Source organism: Micrococcus sp. Alg238-R198 (assembly GCF_900537135.1).
GTDB lineage: Bacteria > Actinomycetota > Actinomycetes > Actinomycetales > Micrococcaceae > Micrococcus > Micrococcus luteus.
The window spans coordinates 67,756-78,895 of the sequence record NZ_UNRH01000001.1; the positions used below are offsets into that span (position 1 = coordinate 67,756).

An 11,140-nucleotide genomic window follows, 5' to 3' on the forward strand; every position below is an offset into this window, starting at 1 on the left:
GTCAGAGCTGCGCGATGCGGAGCTCGTCCTCCATGACGGCGGTCAGCTCGTCCTCGACGTCGCCGATGCCGATCTTCTGGATGATCTCGTTGAGGAAGCCGCGCACGATCAGGCGGCGGGCCTCGGTCTCGGAGATGCCGCGGGCCATCAGGTAGAACAGCTGGGTCTCGTCGAAGCGGCCGGTCGCGGACGCGTGGCCCGCCCCCTCGATCACGCCGGTCTCGATCTCCAGGTTCGGCACCGAGTCCGCGCGCGCCCCGTCGGAGAGCAGCAGGTTCTGGTTCTTCTCGTACGTGTCCGTGCCCTCGGCCTCCTTGCGGATCAGCACGTCGCCCACCCACACGGTGCGCGCGTCCGTGCCCTGCAGGGCGCCCTTGTAGAGCACGTTCGAGACGCAGTCCGGCTGGTTGTGGTCCACGAACAGGCGGTTCTCGAGGTGCTGACCGGCGTCGGCGAAGTACAGGCCGTACATCTCGGCCTCGCCGCGCTCCGCGGCGAACCGCGCGGTCGGGGTCAGCCGCACCACGCCGCCGCCGTAGGACACGGCCACGTGCTTGAAGTGCGCGTTCGTGGCGACCGAGGCCTGCTGGGCCGAGACGTGCACGGCATCGCCCTCCCAGGCTTGCAGTGCGACCACGTTCAGGCGGGCGTCGCGGCGCACGTCGAACTCGACGTTCTGGGCCAGCACGGCGGTGCCGCGGTGGGCGATCACGACGTCGGCCTGCGCGTTCTCCTCCACGAGCACGGTCAGGTGCATCGCGGCCGGGTCGGCGGAGGAGCCGACGACGTCGATGCGCACCGGCTCGGCGACCTCACCGGAGATCGTCACGACGGTGGCCTCGGAGACCGAGTTCCAGGCCGCGGCGGACACGCGGTCGTCCGGGGTCAGGACGGAGCCGACGCGGGCGTCGTCGCGGGCCACGGTCTCCACCGTGACGCCGGCCTGCTCGGCCACGGTCACGGCGGGGGCGGCACCGGTCAGGCGCGCGTCGTCGCCCTCGGGCAGGTGCAGCCCGCCCAGGCGCTTGAGCGGGGTGAAGCGCCAGTCCTCCTCGCGCCCCGTGAGCACGGGGAAGTCGGACAGCTCGAAGGAGCTGAGGCGATCGGCGCGCGAGCCCGCGGCGTTGCGCTCCCGGCCCCCGGCCCGGGCGGCCGGGTTCTGCGCGGCGGTGAGCTTCTCGCCCTCCTCGCCCATGCCCGGGATCATGGTCCGCTGGGTGTTCTCAACGGTGTCGGTCATGTCAGCCCACCGATCCTTCCATCTGCAGTTCGATCAGCTTGTTGAGCTCGAGCGCGTACTCCATGGGCAGCTCGCGGGCGATCGGCTCGATGAAGCCGCGCACGATCATGGCCATGGCCTCGTCCTCGGACATGCCGCGGCTCATGAGGTAGAAGAGCTGCTCCTCGGACACCTTCGAGACGGTCGCCTCGTGGCCGAGGGTCACGTCGTCCTCGCGGATGTCGATGTACGGGTAGGTGTCGGAGCGGGAGACCGTGTCCACGAGCAGGGCGTCGCACACCACCGAGTTGGCGGAGCCGTTCGCGCCCTCGGCGATCTGCACCAGGCCGCGATAGGCGGCGCGGCCGCCGCTGCGGGCCACGGACTTGGACACGATCGAGGAGTTCGTGTGCGGGGCCATGTGCACCATCTTGGAGCCGGTGTCCTGGTGCTGGTCCTTGCCCGCGAACGCGACGGAGAGGGTCTCGCCGGTGGCGTGCTCGCCGGTCAGGTACACGGCCGGGTACTTCATGGTCACCTTGGAGCCGATGTTGCCGTCGATCCACTCCATGGTGCCGCCGGCCTCGACCACGGCGCGCTTGGTCACGAGGTTGTACACGTTCGTGGACCAGTTCTGGATGGTGGTGTAGCGCACGCGCGCGTTCTTCTTCACCACGATCTCGACGACGGCCGAGTGCAGCGAGTCGGACTGGTAGATCGGGGCGGTGCAGCCCTCGATGTAGTGCACGTACGAGTCCTCGTCCGCGATGATCAGCGTCCGCTCGAACTGGCCCATGTTCTCCGTGTTGATGCGGAAGTAGGCCTGCAGCGGGATCTCCACGTGCACGCCCTTGGGCACGTACACGAAGGAGCCGCCGGACCACACGGCCGTGTTCAGGGAGGCGAACTTGTTGTCGCCGACCGGGATCACGGTGCCGAAGTACTCCTCGAAGATCTCCGGGTGCTCCTTGAGCGCGGTGTCGGTGTCGAGGAACACGACGCCCTGCTCCTCCAGGTCCTCACGGATCTGGTGGTAGACGACCTCGGACTCGTACTGGGCGGCGACGCCGGCCACGAGACGCTCGCGCTCGGCCTCCGGGATGCCCAGGCGCTCGTAGGTGTTGCGGATGTCCTCGGGCAGGTCCTCCCAGGTCTTGGCCTGGCCCTCGGTGGAGCGCACGAAGTACTTGATGTTGTCGAAGTCGATGCCGGACAGGTCCGGGCCCCACGCCGGCATCGGCTTGCGCTCGAAGTACTTGAGGGCCTTCAGGCGCAGGTCGCGCATCCACTCCGGCTCGTCCTTCTTGCCGGAGATGTCGCGCACGACGTCCTCGTTCAGACCGCGGACGGCCTTCTCGCCGGCCGCGTCGGAGTCGGCCCAGCCGTACTGGTAGGCGCCGATGGCGTTGAGCTCGGGGTTCTTGTCGAGGATCTCCTGGATCACGCCGGGGTCGGCGGTCTCCGTGGAGTCCCGCTGGACGATCTGGTCGGTCATCTCAGCCTCTCTCACTAGTCACTGCGGTCGGGGTCGGTCGGGTGGTCGGCGGGAGCCGGGGCGTGGCCCGCGCGGCTCAGTCGCGGCCCAGCGGCACGTGTGTGGTGCACACGTGGGCGCCGGCGGCGAGGGTCGAGAGCCGGCGCACGTCCACCTCGAGCAGGCGGGCGAACAGCGCGGTCTCCTCTTCACAGAACTCCGGATGGCGCGCGGGAATTCCCTGGAACGGGCAGTGCCCCTGGCAGACCTGGTCCGCGCGGAGGGTGGGCGCCAGGCCCGCGCCGAAGTGGCGCAGCGTGCCGGCGTAGCCGGCCTCGTCGAGGACCCGCGCGAGGATGCGGGTGCGGTCCTGCAGCGCGGTCTCCCGGCCGTCGACGGCGGCCGTGAAGCGCTCCTCGATCTCCCGGAAGGCGTGGCGCGCGGTGCGGCGCACCTCCTCCTCCCCGCCGAGCTCCTCGAGGCGGGCCAGGGTGTCCAGGGCGACGGCGAGGTGGTCCTTGGGCAGGTGCTCCTGCGCGTGCGAGGTGACCACGTAGCGGCGGGAGGGCCGTCCCGCGCCGCGGGCCGCGGTGACCCGCTTGACCTCGACGAGCGAGTCCTCCTCGAGCGCGTCCAGATGGCGGCGCACGGCGGCCGCGGTCAGCTCCAGCTCCCGACCGATCTCGGCCGCGCTCACGGGTCCACGCGTCAGGACCAGCTGCAGCACACGCTCGCGCGTGCCCTCGGCCGGGGCCGGAGCGGGGGGCGACGCAGACTGATCCGAATACACCACGCCATCATGACCTATTGATCTGGAACGGTTCAAGTGAGGCTCGCCTGGCTTGATGACGCCCGCGGCGGAACCCGCGTCAGACCGGGCGCCCCGGCCCCACGAGCCGGGGTCGCAGGGCCCGAGGACTAGACTGGCACAGTGCCCCGACCTCCCCTGACCCCGGATCCCGTGCCGCGCGACGAGCCCGTCCTGCGCCTGAGCGACGTCCACCGGAGCCTCGGCCGCGGCCGGTCCCGCACCCCCGTCCTGCGGGGCGTCGACCTCACCGCCCGTGCCGGCGCCGTCACGGTGCTGCTCGGCCCCAACGGGGCCGGCAAGTCCACCACCCTCGGCCTCTGCCACGGCATGGACCGGCCCGACGCCGGCACCGTGCGCGTCTTCGGCGCAGACCCGTGGCGGGCCTCCGCCGACCTGCGCGCCCGCATCGGCGTGATGTGGCAGGAGGGCGGCCTGCCGCCCGCGATCCCCGCCCGCCGCTTCGTCGGCCACGTGGCGTCCCTGTACCGCGACCCGCTGCCCGTCGAGCCGCTGCTGGAGCGCCTGCTGATCGCCGACGTCGCCGGTCGCCCCCTGCGCCGCCTCTCCGGTGGCCAGCGCCAGCGCGTCGCGCTCGCGGCCGCCCTCGTCGGCCGGCCGGACATGCTGTTCCTCGACGAGCCCACCGCGGGCCTCGACCCGGAGACCCGGCCCGTCGTGCACGACGTCGTGCGTGAACAGACCGACCGCGGCGCCGCCGTGCTGCTGACCACGCACCTGCTCGACGACGCCGAGCGGCTCGCGGACGACGTCGCCATCCTGCGCGCCGGCCGCGTGGTGCGCTCCGGCTCGCTGGCCGAGCTCACGCGCGTGGCCGAGGGCGACGTCGTCGACGTGGACTTCGGCGACGCCTCCCCCGACGCCGTCCGCGCCTGGGCCGACACCCTGCCCGCGCCGCTGCGCGCGGCCGGCCTCGACGAGTCCGCCCGCCTGCGCGTGGCCGGCGTCCGCGGCCCGGACGACCTGGCCGTTCTCGCCGCGAGCTGGCGGGAGCACGCCCTGATGCCCACCCGATTCGAGCGCGCCGGACTGCGCCTCGAGCAGATCCTCCGGGAGACCGCCGCATGAGCACGCCCGTCGTCGACCACCGCGCCCCGGCCGGCACCGGAGCCCACGCCGGCGCCGCCCCGCTGGCCGCCCGCGTCCTGCGTCAGGCCGGCTACGAGACCGGCACCGCGCTGCGCAACGGCGAGCAGCTGCTCGTCACCGTGGTGCTGCCCCTGCTCGCGCTCGTGGGCGTGCACGTCACCGGCCTGCTGGACGCCCCCGGCCGCTCGGGCCTGGACGTGGCCGTGCCCGGCGTGCTCGCCCTGGCCGTGATCAGCTCCGCGTTCACGGCCACCGCGATCGCCACGGGCTTCGAGCGTCGCTACGACGTGCTCGCCGCCCTGGCCACCACCCCGCTGGGCACGCTCGGCCTCGTCGCCGGCAAGGCCCTGGCGGTGGTGGCCCTCCTGCTGGTGCAGGTGAGCGTGATCGGCGGCGTCGGCCTGGCGCTCGGCTGGCGTCCGGACCCCGAGGGGATCCTGCCGGCCCTCGTCGCCCTCGCGCTGGGGGCCGCCGCCTTCACGGCCCTCGGGCTGCTGCTCGCCGGCACGGCCCGGCCGGAGGCGACCCTCGCCGTCGCCAACCTGCTGTGGGTGCTGTTCGGCGCCGTCGGCGGCACGGTGTTCCCCGCGCGGGTGCCCGGCGTGGACCTGCTCCCCTCCGGCGCGCTGGGCACGGCCCTGCGGGCCGCCCTCCTGGACGGGGCCTGGTCGCCCGTCCCCCTGCTCGTGCTCACCCTGTGGGGCGCCGTGGCCGTCGCGGCCGCGCTCCGCTGGTTCCGCTGGCGGCCCTGAGCCGTTCCCCGTCCCCCTGCATCGAACGATCGGAAGGACACCGTGTCCACCACCACCCCCGCGGCCGGGACCGCCCCGGCCGGGCTCGCCGCCCGCCTGCCGCAGCGCCTCACGAAGGCCACCATGGCCCTCGCCGTGGCGTCCCTGGCGTCCGAGATCGGCATCATCGTCACCGGCGGCGCCGTGCGCCTCACCGGCTCCGGCCTGGGCTGCCCCACGTGGCCCAAGTGCTCACCCGAGTCCCTCACCAACACCCCAGAGATGGGCATCCACGGCTACATCGAATTCGGCAACCGGACGCTGACGTTCGTCCTGGTGGTCATCGCCGCCGCCATGTTCCTGTCCCTGTGGAACCTGCGCGGCACCCACCGGAGCCCCTTCTGGCTCTCCGTGGGCCTGCTGGCCGGCATTCCCGCGCAGGCCCTCGTGGGCGGCGTCGTGGTCCTGACGAATCTGAACCCGTGGTGGGTGGCCGGCCACTTCATCGTGTCCTCGATCATGGTGGCCGTGGCGACCCTGCTCGTGGTGCGCATCGCCGCCGAGCGCCGTGCCGGCCGGGCGGGGGTGCCCCTCGTGGACGGCGCCACCACCGGCCGGTCCCGTGCCGCCGCCTGGGCGGCGTTCGCGCTGACGTGGGCCGCCGTGTACCTGGGCACCGTGGTGACCGGCACGGGCCCGCACTCCGGCGACCCCGGCTCGCCGCGCCACGAGTTCGACCCGCTGCTGGTCACGCGTGCCCACGTGATCCCGGTGTACCTGCTCCTGGCGGCCGCCCTGGTCCTGTTCTTCACGGTGCGCCGCGCGGCCGGCGCCTCCCGCCTGCAGCGCGCCGCCGTGCTGCGGCTCCTGCTCGCCCTCGTGTTCCAGGCCGCCGTGGGCTACACCCAGCACTTCACGGGCCTGCCGATCGGCGTGGTCCTGCTGCACATGCTGGGCTCTGCCCTGCTCGTGGCCGCCGCGACGGAGACCTGGGACCGCCAGGTCGCCCGCTACGTCACGGCCGGGCCGGGTGTCCCGGTCGAGGCCGCCGCCCCCACGCGCACCGTCGCCGCGGGCTGACGCCCCGCGCACGCGAACGGCCCCGCACCGGCTGGTGCGGGGCCGTCGTCGTCTGCGTCCCGGGGAGAGCGCCCGGGGCGGATCGGCGCTCAGGCGCCGAAGTGCATCAGCGGCGCGCCCACGAACGGGTCCACGGCCAGGGCGATGAACAGCAGCGTCAGATAGGTGATGGAGAGGTGGAAGACCTTCATGGCCTTGCGGTCCTCGAAGTCCTCGCGCTGGGCCTGCACCTGCAGCACATGGGACTCCCAGATGAACCAGGCTCCGACGACGAGCGCGACCGCGGTGTAGACGATGCCGGCCCAGCCCATCGGCACGAGCAGGAGGGAGCACGCCACGGTGGCCCACGCGTAGAGCACGACCTGGTTGGAGACGTGGCGCGCGGAGGCGATGGCGCCGAGCATCGGCACGTCGGCCTGCTGGTAGTCGCGCTTGTACTTCATGGACAACGGCCAGTAGTGCGGGGGCGTCCACAGGAAGACCACGAGGAACAGCACGATGGCCGGCCACTCGACGGTCCCGCGCACGGCCGCCCAGCCGATCAGCACGGGGAAGCAGCCGGCGATGCCGCCCCACACGATGTTCTGCTCCGTGCGGCGCTTGAGCACGAGCGAGTACACGACCACGTAGAAGAAGATGGCGGCCACACCCAGGCCGGCCGCCAGCCAGTTGGCGCCGAACCCGAGGATCAGGATGGACACGACCGTCTGCACCCACGCGAACACGAGGGCCTCGCGAGGGGTGACCTCGCCGGTGACGAGCGGCCGGTTCTCGGTGCGCTTCATGACCCGGTCGATGTCGCGGTCGATGTAGCAGTTGAAGGTGCCGGAGGCGCCGGCGGCGAGCGCACCGCCGACGAGCGTGGCGATCATGGTGAGCACGTCCGGGAAGCCGCGCTGCGCGAAGATCATGGTCGGCAGCGTGGTCACCAGCAGCAGCTCGATCACCCGGGGCTTCGTCAGCTCGACGTACGCCCGGACCTTGCGGCGCAGGGGCAGCGGGGACCGGTCGACGACGCCGGGCTCGGCGGCGGCGACGCGGGCGGCGGACGGCGACTCCAGGGAGGATGACATCTGCTTCTCACGGTGAGGGGACGGTGGGCGTGCCCGTCCCGGGGTTCGGATCGGCCACTCGGGCGGTCCGCCTGCGGTCAGGCCTTGACCCAGTCTACTCGTGTCAACGGCTGTTCGCCCGGGGGCGAAGCATGTCATGAGGCGCCCGGTCGGGCCCGCCCCGCCGTCGCGCGGCTAGGCTGGGACGACGGCCCCGCGCCGCGACGCCCCGGCGTCGGCCGGGGCCGCACCCCGACGCTCCCGATCCGCCAGGAGAGAACCCGTGACCGACGCCGCGCAGCCGTCCACCCCCCCGACCCTGGACCGGGTGGCCCCGGCCCGCGGGTTCGTCTACTCGGAGCAGGACCGCCGGATGGTGGACACGCTCAAGGCGCTCTCGGCGGACGCCGTGGAGAAGGCCGGGCACGGCCACCCCGGCACCGCGATCTCGCTGGCCCCCGTGGCGTGGCAGCTGTACCAGAACGTCATGCACCTGGACCCCACGGACGACCGCTGGGAGGGCCGGGATCGCTTCATCCTCTCCGCGGGCCACGCCTCGCTCATCCAGTACCTGCAGTTGTTCGCCGCGGGCGCCGGGCTCGAGATCGAGGACATCCAGGGGCTGCGCACCGAGGGATCCAGGACCCCGGGCCACCCGGAGTACGGCCACACCCACGGCGTCGAGGTGACCACGGGTCCGCTGGGCCAGGGCCTGGCGATGGGCGTCGGCTTCGCGTACGAGCAGCGCCGCGTGCGCGGGCTGATGGACCCCGACGCCGCCCCCGGCACCTCCCCGTTCGACCACCACGTGTTCGTGCTCGCCTCCGACGGGGACATCCAGGAGGGCGTCGCCGCCGAGGCCTCCTCGCTGGCCGGGCACCAGGAGCTCGGGAACCTGGTCGTCGTCTACGACGCGAACCGCATCTCGATCGAGGACGACACGGACATCGCGTTCACCGAGGACGTGGTCCGCCGCTACGAGGCCTACGGCTGGCACGTGCAGGAGGTCGACTGGACCAACGGCGCCCAGGGCCACGCCGTGACCGAGTACACGGAGGACGTGGAGGCCCTGTACGACGCCCTCGTCGCGGCCAAGGCCGAGACCGGCCGGCCCTCGCTGATCAAGCTGCGCACCGTGATCGGCTGGCCCTCCCCCACGAAGCAGAACACCGGCGGCATCCACGGCTCCAAGCTCGGCACGGACGAGGTCGCCGGCCTGAAGGAGGGCCTCGGGCTGGATCCGACCACGACCTTCGACGTCGACCCCGAGCTCCTGGCCGGTGCCCGGTCCATCGCCGAGCGCTCGGCCGAGTACCGCCGCGGGTGGGAGGCGGCGTTCCAGGCCTGGCGCGAGGCGAACCCGGAGAACGCGCGGCTGTACGACCGACTGGCCGGACGAGAGCTGCCCGCCGGCTTCGCGGACGCGTTCCCGTCCTGGGACGCGGACGAGAAGGGCCTGGCCACGCGCGCGGCCTCCGGTGAGGTGCTCACGGCCCTCGCGCCGGTCATGCCCGAGCTCTGGGGCGGCTCGGCCGACCTCGCCGGGTCGAACAACACGACCATGAAGGGCGAGCCCTCCTTCATCCCGGCCCGCCGCTCCACGGCGACCTGGCAGGGCGACGAGCACGGCCGCACCCTGCACTTCGGCATTCGCGAGTTCGCGGCCGGGGCGATCGTCAACGGCATCACGATCGGCGGCCTGACCCGTGCCTACATGGGCACGTTCCTGACGTTCTCCGACTACATGCGCCCCGCCGTCCGCCTGGCCGCCCTCATGGGCACCCCGAGCACGTACGTGTGGACGCACGACTCCATCGGCCTCGGCGAGGACGGCCCCACGCACCAGCCGGTGGAGCACCTGGCCGCACTGCGCGCCATCCCCGGGCTCGACGTCGTCCGCCCGGCCGACGCGAACGAGACCGCGTGGGCGTGGCGGACGGTGCTCGAGCACCGGGACCGCCCGGCCGGCCTCATCCTGTCCCGGCAGAACCTGCCCGTGCTCCCCCGGGACACGGACGGCTTCGCCCCCGCCTCGGGCGTGGCCCGCGGCGCCTACGTCCTCGTCGACGCCACGGATGCCGACGGCGCGCCGACGCCGGCCCGCGCGCTGCTGATCGCGACCGGCTCCGAGGTCTCCGTGGCCGTGCGGGCCCGCGAGCTGCTGCAGGCCGACGGCGTCCCGACCCGCGTCGTCTCCGCCCCGTGCCTCGAGTGGTTCGCCGAGCAGGACGCGGCCTACCGGGCCGAGGTCCTGCCCGACGGCCCCGACGCCCCGGTCCGCGTCTCCGTCGAGGCCGGCGTCGCGATGCCGTGGTTCGAGCACACGGTGACGGCCTCCTCCCCGGGCGCCCGCGTGAGCCTCGAGCACTACGGCGAGTCGGCCGACGGCGCCCGCCTGATGGAGAAGTACGGATTCACCGGTGAGCACGTCGCCGAGGTGACCCGCGGCCTCCTCTGAGGCCCGGCGCCCGCGACGCCCCGAGCACGTCCACCCCCGAAGGGAAGGCACCCGCAGACCATGAGCACCCCGCAGAACCCGAACACCGCCGCGCTGGCCCAGGCCGGTGTGTCGATCTGGCTCGACGACCTCTCCCGCACGCGGCTGGACGAGGGCACGCTCGAGAAGCTGATCGCCACCCGCTCGGTCACCGGCGTCACCACGAACCCGTCCATCTTCGCCGTCGCCCTCGCGGACGCGGGCGCCTACCAGGGCCAGCTGCGCGACCTCGCCGCCGCCGGCGCCTCGGTGGACGAGGCCGTCGTCGCCCTGACGACCGAGGACGTGCGCCGCGCCGCCGACGTGCTCGCGCCCGTCCACGAGCGCACCGGCGGGGCGGACGGCTTCGTCTCCCTCGAGGTCGATCCGCGCCTGGCCCGCGACGCCGCCGGCACCGTGGCCCAGGCCCGCGAGCTGGCGGCGGCCGTCGACCGTCCCAACCTCATGGTGAAGATCCCCGCGACCGTGGAGGGTATGTCCGCCATCGCGGACGTGCTCGGCGAGGGCATCAGCGTGAACGTGACCCTGATCTTCTCGCTGCCCCGCTACCGCCGGGTGCTCAACGCCTGGCTCACCGGCCTGGAGAAGGCCCGGGCGAACGGGCACGACGTCCGCCGCCTCCACTCGGTGGCCTCCTTCTTCGTCTCCCGTGTGGACACGGAGGTCGACGCGCGGCTGCGCGCGATCGGCACCCCCGAGGCCGAGGCGCTGACCGGCCGGGCCGCCGTCGCCAACGCGCGCCTGGCCTACCGAGCCTTCGAGCAGGCCCTGGACTCGGAGCGCTGGCGCCTGCTCGAGGCGGCCGGCGCCCCCGTGCAGCGGCCCCTGTGGGCCTCCACCGGCGTCAAGGACCCCGCCCTGCCGGACACGCTGTACGTCACCGAACTCGTGGCACCGCACACCGTGACCACCCTGCCGGAGAAGACCCTCGAGGCGGTCGCCGACCACGGGGTGATCGCGGCGGACACCGTCACGGGCGCCTACGCCGAGGCCGATGCCCTGCTCGACGCGGTCGGCGCGGCAGGCGTGTCCTACCAGGACGTCGTGGACGTGCTGGAGACTGAGGGCCTGGAGAAGTTCGAGGCCGCGTGGGACGAGCTGCTCGGCTCGGTCCGCTCCGGGCTCGACGCCCATCGCTGACCGCACCCGCCCCCCGACCCCGCCGCCCG

9 protein-coding genes are annotated in these 11,140 nt (G+C 73.2%); 5 read left to right on the plus strand and 4 right to left on the minus strand.

Features of this window, described 5'->3' with window-relative positions; genetic code table 11:
* Position 1: 1 nt before the first annotated feature.
* The 3 genes from sufD to G6R13_RS00335 all read right to left on the minus strand — a co-directional run bounded on the left by sufD (position 2) and on the right by G6R13_RS00335 (position 3,486).
* On the minus strand, positions 2-1,240 hold the full coding sequence (gene sufD, locus G6R13_RS00325; protein WP_036315255.1) for a Fe-S cluster assembly protein SufD: 1,239 nt from the start codon (positions 1,238-1,240) through the stop codon (positions 2-4).
* A gap of 1 nt (position 1,241) precedes the next feature.
* The gene (gene sufB / locus G6R13_RS00330; RefSeq protein ID WP_002855322.1) at positions 1,242-2,714 is read right to left on the minus strand and encodes a Fe-S cluster assembly protein SufB; all 1,473 of its coding nucleotides are present in this window, start codon (positions 2,712-2,714) and stop codon (positions 1,242-1,244) included.
* Between the two features lie 76 nt (positions 2,715-2,790).
* Positions 2,791-3,486 (minus strand): helix-turn-helix domain-containing protein, encoded by a 696-nt coding sequence (locus tag G6R13_RS00335; RefSeq protein ID WP_230297443.1) that lies wholly within the window; start codon positions 3,484-3,486, stop codon positions 2,791-2,793.
* A 138-nt stretch (positions 3,487-3,624) separates the two neighbouring features.
* On the opposite strand from G6R13_RS00335, the gene G6R13_RS00340 reads away from it, so the two are divergent.
* From G6R13_RS00340 to G6R13_RS00350, 3 genes are read left to right on the plus strand one after another with little or no spacing between them, the layout of a single operon-like run.
* On the plus strand, positions 3,625-4,590 hold the full coding sequence (locus G6R13_RS00340; RefSeq protein WP_230956199.1) for an ABC transporter ATP-binding protein: 966 nt from the start codon (positions 3,625-3,627) through the stop codon (positions 4,588-4,590).
* Positions 4,587-5,363, plus strand: coding sequence for an ABC transporter permease (locus G6R13_RS00345; protein ID WP_036315265.1), 777 nt, complete (start codon positions 4,587-4,589; stop codon positions 5,361-5,363). Before G6R13_RS00340 ends, G6R13_RS00345 begins: the two co-directional genes overlap by 4 nt.
* Positions 5,364-5,405: 42 nt before the next feature.
* Positions 5,406-6,422: a COX15/CtaA family protein gene (locus G6R13_RS00350; protein WP_095353368.1), complete on the plus strand. Its 1,017-nt coding sequence runs from the start codon at positions 5,406-5,408 to the stop codon at positions 6,420-6,422.
* Positions 6,423-6,511: 89 nt separating this feature from the next.
* On the opposite strand, the gene G6R13_RS00355 is transcribed toward G6R13_RS00350, so the two are convergent.
* A complete protein-coding gene (locus tag G6R13_RS00355) occupies positions 6,512-7,495 on the minus strand; it encodes a heme o synthase (RefSeq protein ID WP_060973634.1) in 984 nt (327 codons plus the stop codon).
* Between the two features lie 262 nt (positions 7,496-7,757).
* Here G6R13_RS00355 and tkt point away from each other — a divergent pair, with 262 nt between their 5' ends.
* Positions 7,758-9,932, plus strand: a complete 2,175-nt coding sequence (gene tkt / locus G6R13_RS00360) for a transketolase (protein WP_163720859.1) — start codon at positions 7,758-7,760, stop codon at positions 9,930-9,932.
* A 60-nt stretch (positions 9,933-9,992) separates the two neighbouring features.
* Positions 9,993-11,111 carry a transaldolase gene (gene tal / locus G6R13_RS00365; RefSeq protein ID WP_159833135.1) on the plus strand — a complete coding sequence of 373 codons (1,119 nt, stop codon included), beginning with the start codon at positions 9,993-9,995 and terminating at the stop codon, positions 11,109-11,111.
* The last annotated feature ends 29 nt before the right edge of the window (positions 11,112-11,140 follow it).

Excerpts from the sequence above, each read along its gene's own strand:
- G6R13_RS00345 (WP_036315265.1), top strand. The coding sequence starts at position 4,587 with ATGAGCACGCCCGTCGTCGACCACCGCGCCCCGGCCGGCACCGGAGCC.
- G6R13_RS00355 (WP_060973634.1), bottom strand. The coding sequence starts at position 7,495 with ATGTCATCCTCCCTGGAGTCGCCGTCCGCCGCCCGCGTCGCCGCCGCC.
- sufB (WP_002855322.1), bottom strand. The coding sequence starts at position 2,714 with ATGACCGACCAGATCGTCCAGCGGGACTCCACGGAGACCGCCGACCCC.
- sufD (WP_036315255.1), bottom strand. The coding sequence starts at position 1,240 with ATGACCGACACCGTTGAGAACACCCAGCGGACCATGATCCCGGGCATG.
- tal (WP_159833135.1), top strand. The coding sequence starts at position 9,993 with ATGAGCACCCCGCAGAACCCGAACACCGCCGCGCTGGCCCAGGCCGGT.